The following is a 22,854-nucleotide window of genomic DNA, read 5'->3' as shown; positions in this document are numbered from 1 at the left end:
AAGTGTATATGAGTTTGACAGAGAGTAGATATTGTACTCGATATGGCCCGGTTGTTCCCCTTTCGCTCCGAGACGGCCGCCGAAGAGGGCCACCCCCGCGTCGTCGACCTCGAGGGCGAGGACGCCGACGCTGTCTTCAGTGCACTCTCCTCGACGACGGCCCGGCGGATCTATGCGCGTCTCGACGAGGAACCCGGGACGCCGAGCGACATCGCCGACGCGGTCGACTCGTCGATCCAGAACGTTCGTTACCACCTCGAGAATCTCGAGGGCGCGGGTCTCGTCGAGGTGGTCGACACCTGGTACTCCTCGCGTGGCAACGAGATGAGCGTCTACGCGACGACTGACGGGCCGCTGATCGTGACGAGCGACGAGTCGACGGCGACGAAACTCAAGGAGGCGCTCTCGCGGCTGATCGGCGGCGTCGCTGTGCTCGCGGGCGGGAGTCTGCTGGTTCAGCACGCGCTCACGCGTTGGCTCGTACCGACCGCAACGGACGACGGCGGATCGCAGCCGACGAGTGACGGCGGATCGCAGCCGACGGGTAACGGGGGGACGGAAAACGGCTCGAGCGGCGGGGATATCGGAATCTCCGACGTCAACGGAACTGAGGGGTCCAGTAGCGGCGATGCGGGCATGACCGGTTCGGCGCTCGATAGCGGCAACGAGACGGTCCAGAACGCGTCCGACGGCGGTGTGGAGGCGGCGGAGTCGGTGTTCCAAACCGTGCCGCCCGGATTGCTCTTCTTCCTCGGCGGGCTCGTCGTCCTGCTCGCGGTGGTACTCTATTGGTACTGGTACCGTCCGACGTACTGAGGCCCCAGCAGTTCGATCTGTACTTCTAATCTACCCAGAACAGGGGAGCGATGTCTCGCTCCAGACCGACCATCCGGCATGCTGTGGCGCGCGCTGTCGGCGAGGCGCGACCTGAGGGTGCGCCTCGAAAGCGAACGGAGAGCGAAGCGATCCGTGAGCAGACCGGCCGAACGAGATGAGGCCGGTCGATGACATTGCGCGAACGAATCGGCTGGGGAGGGCGTGGCGATTCCCTGTTGCCAGGATAGCAGGACGCTTCGCCTCAACCAATTCCCATCAGAATTCAACCGAACTCGAGACGAGCGAGCGAACCCGTGTCGGCACTGGTAGGTGACTCGAGGTCGTACCGCCGGTCATGAGCGCGCCTCTGACACTCGACGGCTCGAGCGCCGGCGGCCAGTTTCTCCGAACGGCGCTCGCGCTGTCGGTCCTCGAGAACGAGCCGGTCCGCCTCGAGGGCGTCCGCGGTGACCGACCCACGCCCGGCCTGTCCCACCAGCATTTGGCGGTCCTCGAGACGATGGTCGAACTGTGCGACGCCGACGTCTCGGGTGCGGAACTCGGGTCGGAGACGATCGAGTTCAACCCGGGACTCGAGGCCGGCGACGCGAATACGGCGGCCGGGACGAGACTCGAGGGCGGCAGCTACGCCGTCGATATCGGCACCGCAGGCAGCGTCACGCTGTTGTGCAACGCCCTGTTACCGCTGGCGGCGGTCCTCGAGTCGCCGCTGTCGGTGACGATCACCGGCGGGACGGACGTGGCGTGGTCGCCGCCGCTGGACTACTTCCGGCACATCAAACTCCCGCTGTGTCGCCAATTCGGCCTCGAGGCCGCCTGCGAGGTCGACCGTCGGGGGTTCTATCCCGACGGCGGCGGCGCGGTAACGCTCCGGCTCGCACCATCGAGCCTCGAGCGGATCGACCTTCTTGAGCGGGGGTCACTCGAGGGGCTCCGCATCTATTCGACCGAGTCGGCGTCGCTGGCGGACCGCGACGTTGCCCACCGGCAGGCCGAGGGGGCGCTCGAGCGACTGAATATGGGGACCGATCTCGAGGTGCTCGAGCGTTGTGAGATTACCGCAGCGAGTCCCTCGCCCGGCTCCGCGCTGGTGCTCCGCGTCGATCACGGGACCGGCGTCGCCGGCTTTTCGGCGCTCGGTGAGCGCGGGAAGCCCGCCGAGCGCGTGGGCGAAGACGCTGCCGACGCCACGAATCGGTTTCTCGAGGGCTCCGCACCCGTCGATCGACACATGGCCGATCAGTTACTCGTATTTCTCGCGCTCGCGGGCGGCCGAGTACGCGTGCCCGAAGTCACTGATCACGTCGAAACGCGGTGTGAACTGCTCGAGGCGTTCGGAGTCGACGTGGGGCTCGAGCGGGAGGCTGAAACGGCAGTGGTGTCGGTCGCGTCGTCGCTGGACGGGGTTCAGTAGTCCGTCGTTTCTGGGGTTATTGCCGTTCTCGGTTCAGCAATCCCGCCAGCACGACCAGCAGCAAAAGCACGAGGAGACCGCCCCCTGTGACCGCGAGCGCGAACGTCGGATCTGTGGGGTCGACGCCCAGATCCGCGAGCGGAAGCGACCCCAGATACCCTACGAGTCGGCTCCACGCGACGGTGACGCCGATGAACGCGATAGCGATCCCCACGAAGAGGAGTTGGTAGTCGAACCACGTTTTGAGTCCGTCCGATGACACCATCTGAGAACGTGTTAGCACAGCGACGCTATAGCTGTTCGGTCGGTTCGGCATCCGTCTGTACGAGTCGCCGGCTCGAGGCACCTAAATAACGCGAATGTTGCAGTAGATATAAATAACAACGAGTCAACAATCCAATCGGAAGCCGAATCTCCAAACGCGCGAGCGGAGGGGGCTGCATCGAAATGCCCCGGGTGATACCAGCACCCGAGACGCGGCTTCCAACCCATGGAGGGTTACAAGCCATGTTTGCGTTGATTCTACCGGGATATAAACGTCCCGCACGACCGCTGAATCGCCCGACACGAGCAGCCTCGAGTTCGGTATCATCCTCGAGCCGGATCGGAGGTCGCGGGGGATGAGCCGCGACCGCGAGTCGAATGACGATGCGAAAAGCGACGAGGAGTCGTCGTTTCCCGACTGTCCGCGCTGTGGCGAGCCGGTGTTGATCTCGGTCGCGCTCGGCCCGCATACCGGTTCCGTCGGTCCCTGCGGCTGTTCGGTGCCACCGGAGCTGTTTCCGGAGTTGCGCGGCGACTGAGTCGGGGCCCGGGCTCGAGCCCCGGCAGTCAGCCAGTTGGCTTGGAAACGGCGGCCTCGAGTGTCTCTTGTTGTTGATGAGAATCGATCGATGAGCGTCCTGCTACCGTGGCACCAGGGAATCGCCACGCCCTCCCCAGCCGATTCGCTCAGTCGCTTTACTCCTTCGCTCATCCCTCGCGCGTCGTCGAGCAGACGGTTCGCCGTCGGCGAACCGTCGCCCAGCGCACGCCACCGCTAGGCTGGCCGATGTGAACCGAAACGTGGCTCTCCGAGTGCGATCGTGTCAGTCCCGACCGATCCGCGGCTACAACTGTAATGGGCCAGAAGTGATCAGTCCGTGTTTCGTTTCTGGAGGAAGTCGAACGAACTCGAGCGTAAGTTTGCGTTGACAGACCGCAATAACTTATATCAACGCCATCCCTTGATTGGGATATGACCGAGGAACACACCGCGGTTCGCGCCCGAACGATCCGGGGGGCCGACCGGTGAGCGATATCGTCACCTTCGGAGAGACGATGCTCCGGTTGTCGCCGCCGGGCAACGAACGCCTCGAGAACGCCGCCGAGTTCGAGGTTCGCGCCGCCGGCGCCGAGAGCAACGTAGCCATCGCGGCCAACCGGCTGGGGGCCGACGCGACCTGGCTTTCCAAAGTGCCCGAGACGGCACTTGGCCGCCGCGTCGTTAGCGAACTCCGAGGCCACGGGATCCAAACGGACGTCGTCTGGAGCCACCGCGGTCGCCAGGGGACCTACTACCTCGAGCAGGCGGGCAAACCGCGCGGGACGAACGTGGTCTACGACCGGGAGAACACCGCAGTCGCGACCGCTGAGGCTCGCGAACTCAATATTGACCGGATTCAGGACGCCCAGGTCTTCTTCACTACCGGGATCACGCCCGCGCTCTCCTCGACGCTCAGAGACACGACGTTGAAGCTCCTTAAAGCAGCCCGCAAAGGCGGGACGACGACCGCCTTCGACTTCAACTACCGGCGCAAGCTCTGGTCGCCCGACGAGGCCAGGGAGACGCTCACGAAGCTGTTTCCGGGGATCGACGTCCTCGTGATCGCCGCCCGCGACGCGCGGACCGTCCTCGGGTTCGAGGGCGATCCGCGCCAGCTCGCGCACAAGCTCGGCTCGCAGTACGACTTCACGACCGTCGTCGTCACTCGCGGCGCGGAGGGCGCGGTCGGCTGGCACGACAGCGTCGTTCACGACCACGACGCCTACGAGACCGACACCGTCGACCCGATCGGCACCGGCGACGCCTTCACGGGCGCGTTCATCGCCCGCCGACTCGAGGGTGACGACGTTCCGGACGCCCTCGAGTACGCCGCGGCGACGGCGGCGCTCAAGCGGACGATCCCCGGCGACGTCGCACTCGTCACGGCAGACGAGGTCGAGCGCCTCGTCAAAGACGGCGGCGAAGAGATTTCTCGATAGGGATAGCAGCGTCACGGGTGGGGACTGCGGGTGGGTATCGGCCGGCGGCTCGCGGTTCGCGACGTTTTGGCGCGGCGTTGCAGAGTATCAACGGACGGTCCCGGACTCTCAACTGAAGACGTACGCGAGTACACCGACGAGGTCGATGACGACGTGTCCCAGGATGACGGGAACGAGCGAGCGGACGCGGACGTAGACCACGGTGATGATGAGGGCCGCGACCGCGATCTGAAGCAGGTTTCCGGACGGGTATCCCGAACCGACGTGGGCGACGGTAAAGAGCGCCCACGTGAGCCCGCCGGCTGCCACTGGCCCGTAGCCGGCGTCGATCAACCGTTCGATCGGATAGCCGCGGAACATGATCTCCTCGGTGATTCCGGCGGTGATGGCGCTACCGATCCCGACGGCGAGCGACGGCTGTGCGATCCCCTGCTCGGTCGGCAGGCCTAGCGCAGTGACGAGCGGATCGGTGAGTGCGAACACGCTGACGACGGCGACGATGAGGAACAGTGCCCAGCCGATGTCGCGCAGCCGTGGCCGAATGAATCCGATCGACGTCAGCGAGTCCGACTCGAAGCGAACGACGATGACGAGCAGGATCGCGACGATTGCCCACTTGATCGCGTTGCCGACGAGCGGGCCGGTATCGATTCCCGACGTCGAGAGCAACGGCGGGACGAACAGTGCGAGGACGAATCCGATCACCGTCGCGGGCCGCGCGAGCCGATCGGCGTCGTCGGGGAGCACCTGCAGCGCCATCCCAGTTCGAACGTCTTCGTCGCTCTCAAAAACGGTTTGCCTCGGTCACTGGGCGACCGTGCAATCGCTGGGTGACCGTGCAGTCCCGACGAGAAATGACCGATGAGCACCGACAGTTGGACGGTTCTGTCAGAAGCGCCTTTAGACACCGCTTCGATCCGTCGAGTGCATGAATCGAATCACAGCTGTCGTACTCGCCCTTCTCGTCACGACGGCGGCCCTCCCGCTTGCCGTCGCTGGCGTGGGTGCGAGCGCAGCATCGTCCTCCCAACAGAACGACGCGACCGACGCGAGCACCTACGCCGGCACGCACGTCGCGTTTGACACCTCGAGCAACGCCCTCCTCGACTACCGCGTCGACGGCGAGCGGGTGTTCGAGAACGTGAGCGTCGCCTCTCAGAGCGACCACCAGAGTCGAACCGGGTTCGGCTCGAACGCCGAGCTCGACGCCGTGGTGAACCTCTCCGGGCTCGGCCTCGAGCTCGCCGCCCAGTCAGAGACACGAGCCGATATCACGACCGACGGCTCCGCGTCGCTGTCGGCCCACGACAGCGATCGCGGGATCCTGACCGTCGATGCCGGCGACGAGGCTCAGTACGTCGAAGCGGACCTCGCGGCCGACGCGACGGCCGAGAGCGAGAGCGACGACCGCGTCGTCGTCGATAGCGGCGAGCGCACCGGCGCGTTCGTCGTCGTCGGCGACGGCGACGTGACCGTCAACGATGATGGCAACGTCGTCGCCGATCTCGAGAGCGACTCGACGCTCGTCTTCCGCTCGTACGCCGAGGGCGAGCGCGACGAGGCCGCGAAAGAACAGGAATCGCTGATCGCCGACGGCACGGCCACTGCCGAGGTCTACGCCGAGGAACGCGACGGCGAGCGCGTTGCAGACGTCGCGACCTACGGTCAGGACATCACCGTCGAGACCGCCGCCGAGAGTCAGAACCGCCTCGAGATGACCGTCGAACGCGCACAGAGCGACGGGACGGTCGTCATCACGAGTGTCTCCGAGGCCGCCGTTGCGGGGGCCGAGAGCGCCGACGACCTCGCGGTGACAGTCGACGGCGAGGCCGCCGCGGAGGCGTCGTCGTACAGCGAACTCGCGGGCGGTATCGGGAGCGACCAGTCCCGCTACATGGTGACCCAGTCCAGCGACGGCTCGGCGACGGCCGACGTGCTCGTGGCGGTCAACCACTTCTCGGAGCGAGACCTCGCGATACAGAGCGCCGACGGTGACGATTCGGACGGTGATGGTTCCGACGGTACCGATTCCGACAGTAACGATTCCGACGATGACGACGGCGGCAACGGTGACGATAGCGTCCCCGGATTCGGTGCCGGAGCCGCGCTGGTCGCCCTGCTGACCGGGACCGCCGCCCGAATCCGACGGTAACGAACCGCCCCTGGTCTTCCGCGTTTTCGATCCGTCAGGACGGACAGTCCGAACAAACGTCTTTTTGCGTCGGCCCCGAACGGCCGCTATGGTCCACGTTGCGATCGTCGGTGCATACGGAAGCGCTGGCGTCGCCGTCGCCGACGAACTCCACGAGCGACGCGACGAATTCACCGACGACCTCGAGTTGACGCTGATCGACGACGGCGACCCCGGCGGCGGACTCTGCATTCTCCGCGGCTGCATGCCGTCGAAGGACGTCCTCTCGGCCGGCGAGCACCGGTATCTGGCGCGTCACGACGACCGGCTCGAGGGCGTCCCCGAGGCCGACCTCGAGCGAATCGTCGCCCGCAAGGACGAGCACGTCTCGAACTTCGCCGACCACCGCCGGAGCCACGTCCACGACCTCGCCGATCGAGACGGCGTCGAACTCCTCCGCGATACCGCGCGCTTCGTCGACGACCGCGTGCTCGACGTGGGGGGACGGCGGCTCGAGCCCGACTACGTCGTCGTCGCGACCGGCTCCGTGCCGAACATCCCCGAGCTGCCGGGGATCGACGAGGTCCCCACTCGAACCAGTACGGACGTCCTCGATGCGACCGCGTTCCCGGACTCGGGGATCGTGCTGGGCAACGGCTACATCAGCCTCGAACTCGGTCCCTACCTCAGCGAGATCGGCGATGTCGACCTCACCGTGATCGAGCACGACGAGCGTCCGCTCGAGGAGATGGAAGACGCGTACGGCGATACGGTTCTCGACATCTATCGCGATCAGTTCGGGATCGAGGTCCTGACGAACACCGACGAGAAACGACTCGAGGCGACCGCCGACGGTGGCGTCCGGCTGATCGCCGAACGAACGGCCGACGGTGAACGAGCGGACAGCGAACGGGAGGACGACGGCGAGGGCGGAGCCGATGGCGAGCGTGCGGGCGATAGCGAGGAGATACTCGTCGAAGCCGACGAACTCTACTGCTTTACCGGCCGTCGGCCGAACCTCGACGGGCTGGGACTCGAGAACACCCGACTCGAGCCCGGGGAGAGCTGGGTCACGTCGACGATGCAGGCCCGCGACGACGAGCGCGCGTTCGTCGTCGGTGACGCCAACGGCCGCGAGCCAATCTTGCACGTCGCCAAAGAACAGGGGTTCGCGGCCGGCGAAAACATCGTCCGACACCGGCGAGGTGAGGACTGCGAGCCCTACGCGAACGTCCCGCATCACGTGATCTTCTCGGGGCTGGGCGTCTACCCGTTCGCCCGCATCGGACACACGCCGGCGACCGCCGCGGCGACGCACATGGACGAAATCGTCGTCACTCGCGAGGCGTCGTCGGACGGGGTCTTCGAGACGAAAGGCCATCCCGAGGGCCGGGGGACGCTGATCGTCAGCGCCGACGACGGTACCGTGTTGGGGTATCAGGGGCTCCACCGGCACGCCGACGTGATGGCCAAGACGATGCAGGTCGTCGTCGAGATGGGACTGGACGTCCGCGAGGTACCCAAGCGGGCCTACCACCCGACGACGCCCGAAATCCTCGACGGCCTCTTCCGAGCGGCGTGTGCCGAACTGGCGGAGCGCGAGGACTGCGTCGCCGAGACCGATTCGGCGGATATGATTCCCTAAGCACGTCACACTCCTCGAGGGGAAGCGGCAACTCGTTCGAGTCGTCCCCTCGAATTCGTCGCGTCCGGCGACGGTAACGGATCGATGGCGGTCGGCCACCGCTTTTTACCGGCTGCCGTGATAGCCGTTTCCGTGACTCGAGTCGTTCGACGGGCGACGATCGACGACGTCTGGGCCGTTCACGAGATCGCACGCGAGAGCTGGCACGCCGCCTACGACGACGTTCTCGGCCCCGAGACGGTCGACGAGGTCGTCGACGACTGGTATGCGATCGGCGATCTCGAGTCCACGATCACGGACATCAGCGGCCGCGAGGACGCCGCATTTCTCATCGCCGAACGAGCGCCGGGACAGTCGTCCGCTACCGGGGCCGATCCCGGATCCGAGCCTCGCGGCTTCGCCCATGCCGTTCCGTGGCCGGAAGATACCACGGTGGTGTTTCTTGCGCGCTTGTACGTCCGACCGGACGACTGGAACGAAGGGATCGGAACCGCGTTGCTCGAGCGTCTCGAGGCCGATTTCTCGACGGCGGTCGATCGGATTCGGCTGGCCGTCCTCGCCGACAACCAGGTCGGCATCTCGTTCTACGAATCCCGCGGCTTCGACCGCGTCGCGACCCGCTCGTCCGATCTGGCGGCGGGGCTCGAGGAGCACGTCTACGAACGGCAGCTATCGACTCCGGACGAGTGACCGCGTCACCGTTGCTGAACGGGCCGCCAACGCTCGATCGACGCCATCGGCGTTTCCGCGAACCAGTCCAAACGGTTACGTATCTGATGCGTGTATCGACATCTCATGCCAACTGGAGCGACGTTCGATTCCGACGGTGTTCGTCTCGCATACGACGACCTGGTCCCCGAGGGAGACGACGGGGCCGCCCCACCGATCGTTCTCGTCCACGGCTTCGCCTCGAGCCGACACGAGAACTGGCGCGATCGCGAGTGGTACGACACGCTGCTCGAGGCGGGGCGTCGCGTGATCGCATTGGACTGTCGGGGTCACGGCGAAAGCGAGAAACCCCACGATCCCACGGCCTACGAGACGGACATCATGGCGGCGGACGTGGTCCGTCTGCTCGATCACCTCGAGATCGAGCGCGCCGACTTCCTGGGGTATTCGATGGGCGGCCGGATAGGCACCGAAGCGCTGTATCGTCATCCGGAGCGGTTCAACGCCGGCGTCCTGGCCGGCATCGGGGCGGCGACGATCGAGCCGAGCGACGCGGGCGATCGAATCGCCGACGGCTTGCTGGCCGACGATTCGGCGGACGTGACGGACCCGCTCGGCAAGCGGTTTCGGGTCTTCGCCGAGACGACCGACAACGACCTCGAGGCGCTCGCGGCCTGTGCCCGGACGCGAACCGCGCCCGCGGACTGGGACGAAATCGCGCAGGTCGAGCACCCGGTGGTGATCGTGGCTGGCGAGCACGACGATATTACGGGCGACCCCGAACCGCTCGCGGAGGGGTTTCCCAACGGCGAGGCGGTCGTCGTCGACGACGCCGACCACCTGACGACCGTCCCCGACGAGCGGTTTACGAAGGCCGTGCTCGAGTTCCTCGAGCGGAAGGGGTTGTAGATCGAACGAGGCTTGACTTATCCCCTCACTTGACGACTGTGCTAATCCCAGTTGCGCAGCGGTGACTGGTGACGATTCGATCGTCCCTCGATCGACGACTCGAGCACACTACTCAAACTGGCAACAGGGAATCGCCACGCCCTCCCCAGCCGATTCGCTCGTTGCACTCGCTCATCCCTCGCACGGCATTGTCCCGCGGTTCGTCGTCAGCGAACCGCGGTACAGCGCGCGTCACCGCACGTGGTTCGATCGAGCAGCAGGAAAATAGGCCGACTACCGGACGTTATAGCGTCTTCTCTGCCTCGTCCTCGTCATCTACAACTTCGATCCCGCGGTTGTTGACCGCCATCGGATCGAGGCCAACCTCCTGGAGGAAGGTCTTGTACTCGCGCTCGCACTGCTCGGCGTCTTTCTGCTTGTCGCTGGCCCGATCACAGAGTTCGACGAGGTTCTCCGGAACGTCGTTCTGGTAGACGATCCAGTGGTTGATCAGGTCGGAGAGCCGCCGGATGGGGCTCGTGAAGTGGCCGTAGATCTCGAAGTTCAACGCGTGGTGGCCGCCGAAGGGGTCGTTCATGTACCGCGCTCGAGGCATGACCTTCATCACCGCCCACTGGATCTTGTCCAGTTGGCGGTCAGGGGCGTCCTCGAGCGTCGCGTTGACGGCCTTTCGCGGGTCGTCCCAGGTGCTTCCGGGGATCGAAACGCCGTCTAAGTCCTGAATCTCCCGGAGGGCCTCGGACCACTCGTCGGGGCTGGGCTGGGGGTGGACCCGGTACATTGCAGAGACGCCGCGATTCCACATGAGTTCGTGCGTAACGGCCTTGTTGGCCTTCAACATGCACTCCTCGATGATGGTGTGGGCGCGGTCGCGGCTCGGATTCAAGACGAGCGAGCCGTCTTCCTTGCGCTGTTCGTGCATCTGCTCGGCGAGATCGTAGACCAGCGTGTTCTCTTCGTGGAGTGGCGCGTCGGACTCCTCGAGGCGACTCTCGGCCTCCGCGTAGGTGAGTCGCTCGTCGGACTCGATGACCGACTTGTAGATCTCGATGTTCTCGTAGGTCAGATTCTCCTTGTCGAGGTGCATCTCGACGGTGTGGGCCAGCCGGTCTTCGTTGGGCACCAGTGAGCAGACCGTCTCGGCCAGCACCGGCGGCAGCATGTGAACCGTATAACCGGGGAGATAGACCGTGTTACCGCGTTCGACGGCCTCGTCCCACATGGCCGTCTCGGGGTTGACGTAGTGGGTCACGTCGGCGATGTGCACCCAGAGGACGTACTCGTCGTCTCGTTCCTCGATCGAGATGGCGTCGTCGAAGTCCTGGGCGTCGATCGGGTCCGTCGTCCAGGTCGTCAGATCGCGCAGATCCTGCCGGTCGTCGATCTCGTCTTGGATCTCCGCCGTCACGCCCTCCGTTCGGGCTTCGGCCTCCTCGAGGACCTCGGGCGGGAACTCGTCGCGGAGCTCGAACTTCTCGAACAGCTCCTCGCGCTTGTTCTCGAGATGTCGCGCGAGCTCCTCCGAAACTTCGACAGGGCCCTGGCCTTCCACCGTTCCGGCCTCGGCCTGTGCGTCGTCACTCATACCGAGGGTTACGAACGTGAGGGTGAAAGTCGTGTCGGGATTGACCAAGCGCAGCGTCGTCGGATCGACGAGCGTTCGGGTCGTGATGGCGACGCTGGACTATCGAGCACCGGCCCGCCGCTGTGACCGGACGATCCGTGACCTGCTCCGGAGCAGTGCGGTCAGATGGCCGGCGTTCTCGAGAACGGTCAGCTCACCGTTCGGTAGCTCATCGCTGAGTCGTCGAGCCCCCCGGAGCGGGGCGTTCGCGTCGGCGTTGCCGTGCCAGAGGCGAACCGTGTGGTCGACCGCTGCCGGCGAAAATCCCCATTCATCCGCGAGCAACCTCGTCTCGGTGACGAATCCGTCCCGGTGCCTGGCGAACGCTTCGAGGAAGTCGCGTCGAATGCAGTCGGCCACGTCCGGTGGGATCTCGGCGCGTTCGCTCGCGGTCGCGTACTGTGAGAGGACGACGGCGGGCGGCGTCCGGCGGACGATCCGCGTCTGAACGCCGAGCAACCCCTTCAGGAGCGGCGGGGCCCGCCGCGCCAGCGTTCCGAGGAGCCGCTGTACGAGCGGGAGATCCGATACGAGCGACTGCGGCGGTGCACCGGAGACGATATCGATCGCCTCGACGAGTTCCCCGTGCGTCGCTGCGACCGCGAGTGCGTGCGGTCCGCCGCCGGAGAAGCCGACGATCCCGGCTCGAGCGACGCCGGCGTCCGCGAGCACCGCTGCGACGATCTCGCCGCTCTCAGTGAGCTTTCGATCGGGCCAGGGGGTCGATCGTCCGTAGCCCGGCCGGTCCGGAGCGAGGATACGGACGCCGTGTTTCCGTGCAGGCTCGTCGAAGAGCCACGCGACGACGCGCGATCCGGGGGTGCCGTGGAGGACCACGAGCGGCGTTCCGTCCGGAGCGCCGTATTCGGTGTACGCGACCTCCCTCCCATCTTCGACGGTGACGACCGCTGACGGGGCTTCCTCGAGGCTCGAGGTTTCGTCTAAATTCGAGTGTGCGCGAGTCACTACGCCGTCGTTGGTTCCGGACTGCGGAGGGAGTTCTCCCGGATCCATGCGGTATTTTAAGTGCTGGCGGAGTCGGTGTCGGACGATGAAACGGGTGTCGTTCAGCGCGACGTTTCCGAACGCGATCGCTCATCCGCTGCATCGCCGCCTCGTGTCGTCGGACGACGTCTCGCGGGTGGAGCTACTAATGTGGGGTCCGATGGGAACCGTGACGACGCTGCTCTGGTGTGACGGGGACCGCGACGCCGTCGCTGATCTGTTGACCGCCGTCGAGAGTATCGAAACGACGGAACTCGTCGAGAGCGCCGACGGAACGTACGCGTTCGTTCACCAGACGGCTTACGAGTTCGCGGAGTCAATTCTGGACCTCGTCGCCGACTCGGGAGTCGTGTTCCTGCCGCCGGTCACGTTTCGCGACACCGGACGGGTACAGTTCGAGGCCGTCGGACAGTCCGATGCGCTGACGGCATTTTATATTGAACTCACTGATCTGGTCGAGGGAACGATTGAACGAGTGGACGAGTTCGATCGCCAGCCGTCGGCGACCGCGGTGACGAGTCGACAGCAAGCGGCGCTCGACGCCGCGGTCGCCGTCGGCTATTACGAGATTCCGCGGTCCGGAACCGTCGAAGCGGTCGCCGACGAACTCGAGTGCGCCAGTAGCACGGCCGGCGAGCTGTTGCGGAAAGCCGAAGCCGAACTCGTAGCGAGGGCGACCGAATCCCGATAGCACCGACACGCTGCGAGCGCCGGAAGCCGGCAGCGACTGCCGTTCGAGCCTGTCAACGAGTCGGCTCAGGACTCTTCCTCGAGCGCACCGTATCGCTCCTCGACGGTCTGCAGATACCGCGAGAGGAATCGCTCCCGGTCGGTTGCTCCGGCCTCGAGATCCACTAACAGCGCCTCGAGTTCGTCGCGCGGGTGGTGACAAAGGTCGCGGTGACAGGACTTACAGAGGTGTTCGAACGTCTTGTCGTCGCGGTCCCAGCGGTCGCCGTATTTGTCGTACTCGCGGGCCTCGTCGCGCGGGCGCTCGGTGCCACAGGCAAGACAGGTCACCGTCTCCGTGCGGGTCCGAGAGGGCCACATGGTCGGCCTGACGGCGCGGGTCCACTTAGCGATTGGCACACGTTGTACCCGACCGGACGGTCAGGGCAGCCGAGCTACCGGAACCGATCACGCGCCTCGAAGTCTGTGACCCGATCCGCGACTTCGAATCTTATCTATTAAATGCGTACGGGCGGTAGCACGGGTATGCAGGTCAAGTCCCGACACCACCTCCGCAGCGACGCGGTGTCCGATCTCGAGGAGACGCTCGAGGACCAACTCGGCGTCTCGTCCGAGGGCGATGCATACGAGCGCGTTGAGTTCGAGGAAACCGACTGGGAGGTCGTCCTCATCGACGGCGAGCCACGGGTCGCGTACTTCGACGAGGAACCGTTTCTGACGGTCAGGGGGGCCAACGCCTACGAGCCCGAGAAGCGACTGGTGACCGTCGACGCGGGTGCCGTCTCGTTCGTCAGCGACGGCGCGGACGTGATGCGACCCGGGATCACGGAAGCAACCGACGACATCTCGCCGGACGATCTGGTCGTCATCGCCGAGGAGTCCCACGGGAAGGTGCTCGCGGTCGGCCGCGCCCGCGTCGACGGCGCGGACATGGTCGGCGACGACGGAAAAGTGGTGGACTCGCTTCACCACGTCGGCGACGAACTCTACGAGTTCACCGGATAGTCGTATTCGGACACCCATCGCCGCAGACGGACGACTGGCAGTCAGTTTCGGCGTGTCTGCGGCCTGCCATGCAGGTGTGCCAGGACACAGTGACGGCCGACCGCCTCAGCTATCGCCCCGACCCACAGCAGTGGTTGTCTCCGGTACAGTGTCGATCGACGCAGAAAAGTATCCATTCATTTCTCGAACTTCGCGTCCTCGGCACTATTGTACTAGCAATACTAGTCTATATAGGACGTATGTCCACTATTTCTAAATAGTGGTTCGTGGTACCACGAGTCAGCAATGATCGAAACGACCGTCGAATCAGTCGACGTCCGGTCGCCGCCACCACTCACCACCGAAACGCCGGTCTCCGAAGCGGCTCAGTACCTCCGCCGGACCGACGTGCCCGCACTCACCGTCCTCGAGGACGAGTCCGTCGTCGGCATCGTCACCGAGTCGGACATCGTGGCATTGGTCGCGGAAACGGATGATCGGCCGGCCGTGCGGGAGATTATGTCAGCACCGGTGACGACGATATCGCCGGCCGCGACGCTGACCGAGGCCGCCGAAACGATGCGAACGAACGGTGTCAAACAGCTCCCCGTCGTCAGCGACGGCATCTACCGCGGGGTGCTTTCGGCGCGGACCCTGGCTCCCTACCTTCCGCGACACCGCCTCGAGATCGAGTGGGAAGACGAGCCGATGCGCCTCGAGGCGGCCGACGGGCAGGAACTCACTGCGACCGACTGACCGCCGTCACCGCTCGAAGCGCACGCAGCCTCACGACTGACATCGTGGGACGAGTCAGTCCGCAGCCTCCTCCAGCGAATCCGCTTCGAACGCCCCCTCGTACTGCGCGAGGGTGTCCCGGTAGCCCCGTTGTGCGAGCTCGTACGTCTCGCGGAGATCCGCGATCGGCGTCTCGGTCGCGTCGATCCGCAGGTCGTTGTACGGCGGCTCGAGGTCGTGGTCTTCGGTCGTCTCGACGACGACCGCCGCGCTCTGGACCGGCAGTTCCTCGCGCTTGTCCCCGCCTTCGCGGTCACCGGCTGCCAGCGCGTCGATCAACCGCTTCGCGAGGGGATCGGTGTCGACGTCCTCGGTGACGGCCGTCGGGCCGGTCGACGGATCCACGGTGTCGTGGACTGCGGTCGCCTCGTAGGCGTCAGTGGCCGCCTCAAGGACGTCTTCTCCGGTCAGCATGTTCCCAGCGACGGTGTAATGGTCGCCCTCGCGGTGGCCGTACCACTTGACACACTCCTCGCCCGAGAAGGCGAACGTCGTCTCGCTGTCGACACCGTGTACCTGCCGCTGGGACGCGCCGTCGTCGGCGTTGAGCAGGGCCTCGAGCGCGTCGTCGAGGGCGAGGCCGTCGTCAGCGTAGTCAATCCCGCGTTCGCCGAGTTCGACGTTGACCAGGCTCTGGGTCGCGACGGCAGCGCGTTCGCTCACGAACGGACAGAGCGTTCCCACGCCAGGGAGTCGCGTCGTGACCGCGACGCCGAACCGGCGGTGGCGTTCCCCGTCGTCGGTATCGTAGGCTTCGGAGACGCAGATGCTGAACGTCATCGATTACACGCGCTTCGTCAAGAAATAAAAAAGCAACTGTGAGCGAGACGACACCGCGGCGCGTTTCCGGCAAGCGAACGGTCACGTCTGACGTAAGAACTATACAGACGGCGACGGACTCTCTCCGGTATGGGATTGATGAGCAAAATTCTCGGCGGGAACCAGTCCCGAACCGTCGAGGACTACGCCGAATTGGACCTCGAGGACGCCTCCATGGGGTCGGCCGAGGCGACGATGCAGGTACACATCGCGGAGGTCGGCACGAAGGCCGACGCGATCGATATCAAAGACGCCGTCTATGACGGCGATATCGTCATCGCGGATATCACGCGTCTGCGGACCGAGGACAGCACCGTCGAACACATCGTGGACGAACTGCGGCAGGTCGCCCAGGAGGTCGACGGCGACATCGTCCGGAAGGGAGAGGATCAGATGATCATCACGCCGACGGGCATCCACATCAGCCGCGAAAAACTGGGCCAGAAGCTCTAAAGTCGGCTACTGGACAACGAATTACGTCCTGTTTTCGGCACTGCGACTACTCTCGAGTCGAACCCACTCGTTCGCGTTCTCCGCGGTTGCCATCGCTCAGTTGCCTCGCTGGTAGTCTCTCGTGAGCAGCTGTGAGGTCAGCGATCGCACTACTGGTTCGGGTCGTCGATAAAAATGTTCGTTCAGCGTCGCCCGACGCGACGTCGGTTACTTGCGCGTGACGTTCGTCGCGCGGGGGCCCTTGGGGGCCTGTTCGATATCGAATTCAATTTCCGTGCCTTCTTCGAGATCCGGACCGCCAACATCCTCCATGTGGAAGAAAACGTCGTCGTCCTCGTCGTCCGTCTCAATGAAACCGTAGCCGCCTGTGTCGTTGAAGAAATCAACCTTACCTTCTGCCATTACAACCATACGTAAGACCGGCCCGGGGATAACACTTCCGAGAGTCGTGGTACCACGACCATTGAAACGGGCGAACGGACCGTTTCCGTTCGATTCCGATCGTCTGTGTGGGTCTTGAGAGCCATGGACGGCGCTCGAGGTATAGTAGCCACTGAACGTCATTGCACACCTGATCGCACGACAGCTATGCGATCGATGTGTACATCGCTTCAGTGGCTACTATATTTCCACTCGATGGGAATTCCCGGTCCCGGTTATCACGCGTGCGGACGTCGTACGGAGTATGACGGGCTTTCGCGCGACGGTCGTCGTCCACGATCCGGCGGGCTGTCCGGTCGCCGATGTCTCCGGGGCTACCGACGAGCAGGTCGATTCCGTCTCCCGGTCGTCGCAGCCGACAGCCGAGGGGACGATCGTCGAAGAGTTCGGTGTCTCGCCGGAGGCCTCGGTCGACGGGGATTTCGACGTCGAGGTGACGCCGATCCAGTCCAACGATCGAGAGGCGATCTACCGATTCGAACGCGACGAGGCTGCCGACTGTGCCTGCGAAATCGTCGAGACGACGGGGACGCCGGTCTCGTCGGTCCGCGCCCAGGACGGCGAACTGCTGCTCTCGTTTCGCACGCTCGAACTTACCGAGGTCGCCGAGATCGTCGACGAGTTGCGGGCGCATTTCGACGGCGTTCTGGTCGAAGAACTCTCGCAGGACCACGATGAGGTTTCCGCCGATCCGGTCGTCGTCAACCGAGATGAACTCACGACTCGCCAGCGGGAGATTCTAGAGACGGCCCACGAGATGGGCTACTTCGACTATCCAAAGGGCGCGAACGCGACCGACGTGGCCGAGGAACTCGGCGTCGCCCGATCGACCTTCACCGAGCACCTCGCGGCCGCGCAGACGAAGTTGATGGATGCGATCCTCGAGGCGGACCGCGACCGGCAGTGAGCTTCGTCCGACCGACCCTGTCGACGGTCTCCGCTCGCGTCGTCTCGGTCCCAGTACCTCTTTGATGACCGGCCGCGTGTGCCCGGGTATGGACGTTATTCATACCGCGGTGTGGGTATCCGATCTCGAGCGGACGCGCGAGTTCTACATCGACGGGCTCGGACTGACAGAGAACTGGTCCTTTACCGCCGACGACGGCGTCGAAAACGTCTACATCGGCGGCGAGAACGGGGAGTTCCAGTTCAAGTACGATCCCGCGGGCGGGCCGGAGATCGATTCGGGGACGATGGCCCACGTCGCGCTCGGCGTCGACAGCACCGACGAGACGTTCGAGCGAGTGCTCGAGCGGACGGATCCGCCAGTCCAGACGGAGCCGACGACGATGGACGACATCGGGGTCCGCGTCGCGTTTATCGAGGACCCCGACGGCTACGTCGTCGAACTCGTCGAAGAACTCGAGTAGGCCGGCGCCCCACTGGCCGCATCCCGCTCGAGCGTCTACTTCTCGGAGACGTCGGCCGCGGCGGACTCCATGATCGATGGCTCCGTGCGGACGACTTGGACGAGGAGTCCGGCCGCGACGGTGACGAGAGCGGCCAGAAAGAGCCACGACGCACGGTAGCCGACCGTATCGGCGAGATAGCCAAAGACTGGCGGTGCGACGAGCGCACCGCTGGTGAGCGCGAGCTGGCCGCCCGCGGTTGCGCCGCCCATCTCGTCCGCGCTGACCAGCGTCGCCATGACGGAGTAGTAGACGCCCGTGTAGCCGAGCACGAAGAAGCCGAGAACGGCGAACGCGATCGCGACACCGCGTTCGGTGGTCGTCGACGCGACGACGACGAACATGACGGCGCTGCCCAGCGACTGGGCGACGAGCAGCGATCCGATCCTGACGCGGGGCGCTCCCGGGAGGACGTCGCTCAGCCAGCCGGTCAGCACGCGGCCGACGCTCCCGAACAACTGGACGAGCGCGAGGACGACGCCGCCGAACGCGACGGACGCGCCGATGGACTCCTCGACGTAGAGGACCGTGTAGCCGGTGGTCGTGAAGAGGGCCGCCCCGAGAAAGAGGCCGGCGGTCGTCAACACGACGTACGGCCGGTTCGAGAGCAACGCGCCGAAGTCGGGATAGTCGGCCACGCCGCTACCGCCGTCACTCGAGTAGCTGACGTAGAACACGACGGCGACGACCGCGCCGACTCCCGCGGCGACGAGAAAGCCGGCTCTGGGGAAGAGCGCTCCCGCGAGACCGGTGACCAGGAGGGCGCTGATACCGCTCCCCCCGGTGACGCCGACCTGCTTGATCCCCATCGCGAGGTTCTGGCGGCCCGGCTCGATCCGGTCGAAGACCGCCTTGTTCGTCCCGGGGATCGCGGTCCCATACAGTGATCCGAGGACGAATACCGCCGCGAGCAACAGGGCGTACGTCGGTGCGCCCGCGACCAGGAGACTGCCCGTCGCGAGACCGACGAGGCCGAGCGTCAGCGTCAGCCGTTCGCCGAACCGATCAGTCAGCGCACCCAGCGGCAACAGGAAGACGGCGTAGCCGAGAGTGAGCGTCGTCACCACGAGTCCGACCGCGAACCGGGACAGTCCGAACTCGTCCCGGAACAACGGCGTCGCGGCGAAGATCGTGTAGTAGCAGATGCTCGCCGAAACCTGCCACAGCGTCACGAGCGACACCGTTCGCCAGTACGACCGATCCATCACCGGTCGTTCTTCGAAAAGCGCTTCAAAAAGGGTGGCGACGACGGATAGTGGTTCAATCGACTCGAGTCCCGGCGATCGGCTCGAGTCACACTCTCACGACGACATCGCTCTCGAACTCTTCTCCATCGGCTCCAAAACGAGCCGTTTGTCGAGGTGAGAACACGGACGATCTTCGATGAATATCCGTCGCCGTACCCGATTCGGACTCGTGACTGCCCTATCACGAAAGACGATTATAGTAATCTGCCCGGGAATCGACTGACTGACTGTTCGTTTGATCACGAAACGAGTGTTCGTCTGTAGTCGTAAAACCGGCAAAATACGGACATTCGGTGTGTCGACTGCCGTCACCCGATAAACGATAATACTTTTCCATTGGGGTCCGAAATCCCTGAGTATGTCTGACGACCTCAAGAAAGGGCTCGAGGGTGTGTTGGTCGCCGAATCGGGACTCAGTTCGATCGACGGCGATGTCGGTCGACTGATCTACCGCGGCTACACGATCGAGGACCTCGCTCGCGGTGCGAGCTACGAGGAAGTGCTCTACTTGCTCTGGAACGGTCATCTGCCGTCCGAGGACGAGCTCGAGCCGTTTACGGCCGCGCTCATGGACGAACGCGAGGTCGACGACGACGTCCTCGCGACGATGGAGAAGCTCGCCGCGGCCGACGAGCAGCCCATGGCCGCGCTGCGGACTGCGGTTTCGATGTTCTCGGCCTACGAACCCGAAGACGAGGCCGACCCCGACGATCTCGATGCGACGCTCCGGAAGGGGCGTCGGATCACCGCCAAGATCCCGACCGCGCTCGCAGCGTTCGAGCGCTACCGTCTCGGCGAGGAGCCCGTCGATCCCAACCCGAATCTGGGTCTCGCCGCGAACTTCCTCTACATGCTGACCGGCGAGGAGCCTGACGACATCGCCGCCGAGACCTTCGATCAGGCGCTCATCCTCCACGCGGACCACGGCCTGAACGCCTCGACGTTCACCTCGATGGTCATCGGCTCGACGATGGCCGACATCTACAGCGCCGTCACCGGCGGCATCAGCGCCCTCTCGGGGCCGCTCCACGGCGGCGCGAATCAGGACGTCATGGAAGTCCTTATCGAGATCGACGAGAGCGACCTCGACCACCGCGAGTGGGTCGAACAGGCCACCGAGCAGGGCCGTCGCATCCCCGGGTTCGGCCACCGCGTCTACAACGTCAAGGACCCGCGCGCGAAGATACTCCAGGAACGCAGCAAGGAACTCGCCGAAAACGGCGAGGACAAGTGGTACAACTACACCACCACCATCGAGCAGTACCTCACCGAGGAGAAGGGACTCGGCGAGAAGGGGATCGCCCCGAACGTCGACTTCTACTCCGGCTCCGTCTACTACCAGCTCGGCATCCCGATCGACATGTACACCCCCATCTTCGCCATGAGCCGCGCCGGCGGCTGGATCGCTCACGTCCTCGAGTACCAGGATGACAACCGACTCATTCGCCCGCGAGCCCGCTACACCGGGCCGAAAGATCAGGAGTTCGTCCCGCTCGAAGAGCGATAACTACACTCGAGCCCGTCGGTTTCCGTTTCGCACCGCTCTCCCCGATCGGTAGCGATGGGGTTGACTGCCGCCGCTCCGCGCCGCGCGAGTCCGTCGTCGCTCGCAATCGACTCGGTAGGCTCGCGTAACCCGGTTGTAGTCTGCGGTCGCGGCGAGTCTCATCGTTCAGTCGCCGCTGTAATTCAACTCTCGAGCCAGCAACGACACGCCGATCAGTGACGTCAGCAGGACAGCGAGATTGAACGCGGCGCGGATCAGTGGCTGATACTTCGGGTCGACCCAGAGATCGATAGCGTCGGTAACGCTGCCGTAGAACTGGATCAGAGCGAAGACGGCCAGCAGTGAGCAGATACCGAGCGCGCCCCAGGCGATATAGCGTGCCATCGTATTGGAGCCGAGGTCGAACCCGGTGGTGGGGGCCGATCCAGCCGTCGGAGACACATCCGTTTGCTGGTCCGGCTGGTCGATCGTTTCGTCTGGCTCGTTCGATGTCTCGGTCTGGGTCTGTGTCGGTGTTTCAGTCATTGGAACCTCCGTGCGAGCGCGATCGCCGCGAGCAGAGCAGCGGCGGTGACGGCGACCCCGAAGCCGGGTGTCCCGTCCGCACTCGAGTCATCGCTCGCGTCGCCGTCGGACCCGGCGCGTCCGTCGTCTGCGGCGCTGTCCGAGTTACTGGTGAAATCGCTCACTTCGAGACCGTTTTCGCTGACCGATTCGTCGACGGACAGCGAGCCCGGCCCGAGGTTGGCGACTGCGCGGTAGGTACCGACGATGGTACCGTCCCGCCAGAGGACTGCATCGAGGTAGTAGTCGTACTCCTGGGGAACCTCGAGATCGACGGTCGGCGACGCAGTTGTTCCGGATTCGATCGTCGATAGCTCGGCAGTCGCGGAGTCGGCGACGACGTTCGAACCCGACTGGCGAGCGCTCACCTCGAGTTCGAGGTCCGCTTCGGCGTCGTCGCCCGTGTTGGTGAGGTAACTCTGGACGGCCAGCGTCGCCGCGTCGGCAGTCGACGATTCGATGGAGTAGCCGACCGCGGGGACGTCCGCGAGACTCCCGCCCGAGTCGCCGCCGAAACGGTGGAACTCGACGTCGGTGTCGGCGTAGGCGGGCGTAAGCGCGTCGACGCCGTCGACGGTGTGGCTGGCGGACTCGGTGCGCGTTCCGTCCCGATAGACGAACGTCTCGATCTCGTAGCTACTCTCTCGAGGGACATCGACCGTCCCCGAGACGACGACTTCGGATTCGTCGGTCAGCGTCTCGACGTCACGTTCGGTCGTGTCCTCGACGAGACCGGTCTTCGTATCGGTCGCCCGATGGACGACGGTGACGTTCCTGACGGGGCCGCCGCGGTGCTCGAGGTAGGTGTCGACGGCGAGCGTTGCCGTCCCACCGGTGACCTCGTCGGCACTGATCGTTATTTCCGTCAGCGAAACGCGACCGGCGTCCTCGACGGCGCCGGCCGTCTCGGACGCGCCGGGATCGGACACCGCGCCGGCGAGCGCGAGGGTCGTGAACGCCCCGATCACGACCACGAGCGTCGCGACGGCCAGGAGGGACTCGCGGTTCATGTCAGAACCCACCAATCGGTTGTATAAGTGTTTTGTGTAGTCTTCGAAAAAGAATTTCAGGAATTATTACCTAAACGGCACGAGCAAGGTCTCGAATCCGAAACGGTCCGGATGCTCGTCGTCTGCGGAAGCCATCTTGATCCGCTCGATTCCGAGGATGGTTACTCGACGCGCAACTGCGTCTCGATCGTAGCAACCGAATCGGTAGTTTTCTCCGTCAGCTATCGCTACCCGTGGGAACGCAATCTCGAGACGGCATTCGGTTTGATCGGTTGGGATGATAGTCTGACGCTAAACACAGTCTAACTGATTGTAATTCGGGCAAATCCGTGGGTAGCGTGTAAACGGTGACTGTCCTTATTCAGCTTGTACACGGTCTGACGAGCCGTATGAGAGGACGAATTGAGAGTGAGAGGCCGTCTCTCCTCCGGACCTCGTCCGGCGTAGCAGCGTACTC

At 64.6% G+C, this 22,854-nt stretch carries 25 protein-coding genes; 15 read left to right on the top strand and 10 right to left on the bottom strand.

Annotated features, from left to right (window positions below):
* Window positions 1-42: 42 nt before the first annotated feature.
* Complete coding sequence (locus ACEWFR_RS07685; RefSeq protein ID WP_374060470.1) at window positions 43-816, top strand: ArsR/SmtB family transcription factor; 774 nt, start codon at window positions 43-45, stop codon at window positions 814-816.
* A gap of 355 nt (window positions 817-1,171) precedes the next feature.
* Window positions 1,172-2,251 (top strand): RNA 3'-terminal phosphate cyclase, encoded by a 1,080-nt coding sequence (gene rtcA, locus ACEWFR_RS07680; RefSeq protein ID WP_374060469.1) that lies wholly within the window; start codon window positions 1,172-1,174, stop codon window positions 2,249-2,251.
* A gap of 16 nt (window positions 2,252-2,267) precedes the next feature.
* Here the strand turns inward: rtcA and ACEWFR_RS07675 are convergent, their stop codons facing one another.
* Window positions 2,268-2,516, bottom strand: a complete 249-nt coding sequence (locus tag ACEWFR_RS07675; protein WP_374060468.1) for a hypothetical protein — start codon at window positions 2,514-2,516, stop codon at window positions 2,268-2,270.
* A gap of 355 nt (window positions 2,517-2,871) precedes the next feature.
* Between ACEWFR_RS07675 and ACEWFR_RS07670 the strand changes: the two genes are divergently transcribed.
* Both ACEWFR_RS07670 and kdgK1 read left to right on the top strand, forming a co-directional pair.
* Window positions 2,872-3,054, top strand: coding sequence for a hypothetical protein (locus ACEWFR_RS07670; RefSeq protein WP_374060467.1), 183 nt, complete (start codon window positions 2,872-2,874; stop codon window positions 3,052-3,054).
* A 487-nt stretch (window positions 3,055-3,541) separates the two neighbouring features.
* Window positions 3,542-4,495 (top strand): bifunctional 2-dehydro-3-deoxygluconokinase/2-dehydro-3-deoxygalactonokinase, encoded by a 954-nt coding sequence (gene kdgK1, locus ACEWFR_RS07665; RefSeq protein ID WP_374060466.1) that lies wholly within the window; start codon window positions 3,542-3,544, stop codon window positions 4,493-4,495.
* Between the two features lie 108 nt (window positions 4,496-4,603).
* On the opposite strand, the gene ACEWFR_RS07660 is transcribed toward kdgK1, so the two are convergent.
* Window positions 4,604-5,254, bottom strand: coding sequence for a lysostaphin resistance A-like protein (locus tag ACEWFR_RS07660; RefSeq protein ID WP_374060465.1), 651 nt, complete (start codon window positions 5,252-5,254; stop codon window positions 4,604-4,606).
* Window positions 5,255-5,423: 169 nt separating this feature from the next.
* Between ACEWFR_RS07660 and ACEWFR_RS07655 the strand changes: the two genes are divergently transcribed.
* The 4 genes from ACEWFR_RS07655 to ACEWFR_RS07640 all read left to right on the top strand — a co-directional run bounded on the left by ACEWFR_RS07655 (window position 5,424) and on the right by ACEWFR_RS07640 (window position 9,849).
* Window positions 5,424-6,647: a hypothetical protein gene (locus ACEWFR_RS07655; protein ID WP_374060464.1), complete on the top strand. Its 1,224-nt coding sequence runs from the start codon at window positions 5,424-5,426 to the stop codon at window positions 6,645-6,647.
* 88 nt (window positions 6,648-6,735) lie between these two features.
* Window positions 6,736-8,271: an FAD-dependent oxidoreductase gene (locus ACEWFR_RS07650; RefSeq protein ID WP_374060463.1), complete on the top strand. Its 1,536-nt coding sequence runs from the start codon at window positions 6,736-6,738 to the stop codon at window positions 8,269-8,271.
* A gap of 132 nt (window positions 8,272-8,403) precedes the next feature.
* On the top strand, window positions 8,404-8,961 hold the full coding sequence (locus tag ACEWFR_RS07645; protein WP_374060462.1) for an N-acetyltransferase family protein: 558 nt from the start codon (window positions 8,404-8,406) through the stop codon (window positions 8,959-8,961).
* Between the two features lie 105 nt (window positions 8,962-9,066).
* Window positions 9,067-9,849, top strand: coding sequence for an alpha/beta fold hydrolase (locus ACEWFR_RS07640; RefSeq protein WP_374060461.1), 783 nt, complete (start codon window positions 9,067-9,069; stop codon window positions 9,847-9,849).
* 283 nt (window positions 9,850-10,132) lie between these two features.
* Here ACEWFR_RS07640 and ACEWFR_RS07635 read toward each other — a convergent pair whose 3' ends face one another.
* Window positions 10,133-11,434: an RNB domain-containing ribonuclease gene (locus ACEWFR_RS07635; RefSeq protein ID WP_374060460.1), complete on the bottom strand. Its 1,302-nt coding sequence runs from the start codon at window positions 11,432-11,434 to the stop codon at window positions 10,133-10,135.
* Window positions 11,435-11,533: 99 nt separating this feature from the next.
* Window positions 11,534-12,439: an alpha/beta fold hydrolase gene (locus tag ACEWFR_RS07630; RefSeq protein WP_374060459.1), complete on the bottom strand. Its 906-nt coding sequence runs from the start codon at window positions 12,437-12,439 to the stop codon at window positions 11,534-11,536.
* 85 nt (window positions 12,440-12,524) lie between these two features.
* Here ACEWFR_RS07630 and ACEWFR_RS07625 point away from each other — a divergent pair, with 85 nt between their 5' ends.
* On the top strand, window positions 12,525-13,169 hold the full coding sequence (locus tag ACEWFR_RS07625; RefSeq protein WP_374060458.1) for a helix-turn-helix domain-containing protein: 645 nt from the start codon (window positions 12,525-12,527) through the stop codon (window positions 13,167-13,169).
* Between the two features lie 65 nt (window positions 13,170-13,234).
* On the opposite strand, the gene ACEWFR_RS07620 is transcribed toward ACEWFR_RS07625, so the two are convergent.
* On the bottom strand, window positions 13,235-13,528 hold the full coding sequence (locus ACEWFR_RS07620) for a hypothetical protein (RefSeq protein ID WP_098725589.1): 294 nt from the start codon (window positions 13,526-13,528) through the stop codon (window positions 13,235-13,237).
* A 165-nt stretch (window positions 13,529-13,693) separates the two neighbouring features.
* On the opposite strand from ACEWFR_RS07620, the gene ACEWFR_RS07615 reads away from it, so the two are divergent.
* Window positions 13,694-14,173 (top strand): RNA-binding protein, encoded by a 480-nt coding sequence (locus ACEWFR_RS07615; RefSeq protein ID WP_374060457.1) that lies wholly within the window; start codon window positions 13,694-13,696, stop codon window positions 14,171-14,173.
* Window positions 14,174-14,458: 285 nt separating this feature from the next.
* A complete protein-coding gene (locus tag ACEWFR_RS07610) occupies window positions 14,459-14,908 on the top strand; it encodes a cyclic nucleotide-binding/CBS domain-containing protein (RefSeq protein ID WP_374060456.1) in 450 nt (149 codons plus the stop codon).
* A 54-nt stretch (window positions 14,909-14,962) separates the two neighbouring features.
* On the opposite strand, the gene ACEWFR_RS07605 is transcribed toward ACEWFR_RS07610, so the two are convergent.
* Window positions 14,963-15,727, bottom strand: coding sequence for a DUF1028 domain-containing protein (locus ACEWFR_RS07605; protein WP_374060455.1), 765 nt, complete (start codon window positions 15,725-15,727; stop codon window positions 14,963-14,965).
* A gap of 129 nt (window positions 15,728-15,856) precedes the next feature.
* On the opposite strand from ACEWFR_RS07605, the gene sepF reads away from it, so the two are divergent.
* Entirely contained in the window at window positions 15,857-16,219 is a 363-nt protein-coding gene (gene sepF, locus ACEWFR_RS07600; protein WP_098725594.1) for a cell division protein SepF, read from the top strand.
* A gap of 207 nt (window positions 16,220-16,426) precedes the next feature.
* Here the strand turns inward: sepF and ACEWFR_RS07595 are convergent, their stop codons facing one another.
* On the bottom strand, window positions 16,427-16,621 hold the full coding sequence (locus tag ACEWFR_RS07595) for a cold-shock protein (RefSeq protein WP_098725595.1): 195 nt from the start codon (window positions 16,619-16,621) through the stop codon (window positions 16,427-16,429).
* A 283-nt stretch (window positions 16,622-16,904) separates the two neighbouring features.
* On the opposite strand from ACEWFR_RS07595, the gene ACEWFR_RS07590 reads away from it, so the two are divergent.
* Together ACEWFR_RS07590 and ACEWFR_RS07585 are read left to right on the top strand one after the other, a co-directional pair.
* The gene (locus ACEWFR_RS07590) at window positions 16,905-17,567 is read left to right on the top strand and encodes a helix-turn-helix domain-containing protein (RefSeq protein WP_374060454.1); all 663 of its coding nucleotides are present in this window, start codon (window positions 16,905-16,907) and stop codon (window positions 17,565-17,567) included.
* A gap of 88 nt (window positions 17,568-17,655) precedes the next feature.
* The gene (locus ACEWFR_RS07585) at window positions 17,656-18,030 is read left to right on the top strand and encodes a VOC family protein (protein WP_374060453.1); all 375 of its coding nucleotides are present in this window, start codon (window positions 17,656-17,658) and stop codon (window positions 18,028-18,030) included.
* A gap of 35 nt (window positions 18,031-18,065) precedes the next feature.
* Here ACEWFR_RS07585 and ACEWFR_RS07580 read toward each other — a convergent pair whose 3' ends face one another.
* Window positions 18,066-19,274 (bottom strand): MFS transporter, encoded by a 1,209-nt coding sequence (locus tag ACEWFR_RS07580; RefSeq protein ID WP_374060452.1) that lies wholly within the window; start codon window positions 19,272-19,274, stop codon window positions 18,066-18,068.
* A gap of 400 nt (window positions 19,275-19,674) precedes the next feature.
* Between ACEWFR_RS07580 and citZ the strand changes: the two genes are divergently transcribed.
* Window positions 19,675-20,823 (top strand): citrate synthase, encoded by a 1,149-nt coding sequence (gene citZ / locus ACEWFR_RS07575; protein WP_374060451.1) that lies wholly within the window; start codon window positions 19,675-19,677, stop codon window positions 20,821-20,823.
* Window positions 20,824-20,988: 165 nt separating this feature from the next.
* On the opposite strand, the gene ACEWFR_RS07570 is transcribed toward citZ, so the two are convergent.
* Together ACEWFR_RS07570 and ACEWFR_RS07565 are read right to left on the bottom strand one after the other, a co-directional pair.
* Complete coding sequence (locus ACEWFR_RS07570) at window positions 20,989-21,348, bottom strand: hypothetical protein (protein ID WP_374060450.1); 360 nt, start codon at window positions 21,346-21,348, stop codon at window positions 20,989-20,991.
* Window positions 21,345-22,397: a PGF-CTERM sorting domain-containing protein gene (locus ACEWFR_RS07565; protein WP_374060449.1), complete on the bottom strand. Its 1,053-nt coding sequence runs from the start codon at window positions 22,395-22,397 to the stop codon at window positions 21,345-21,347. Before ACEWFR_RS07565 ends, ACEWFR_RS07570 begins: the two co-directional genes overlap by 4 nt.
* Window positions 22,398-22,854 lie beyond the last annotated feature (457 nt).

The organism is Natrinema sp. H-ect4, from assembly GCF_041894845.1.
Lineage (GTDB): Archaea > Halobacteriota > Halobacteria > Halobacteriales > Natrialbaceae > Natrinema.
This window is presented reverse-complemented; position numbering and strand designations above follow the sequence as displayed.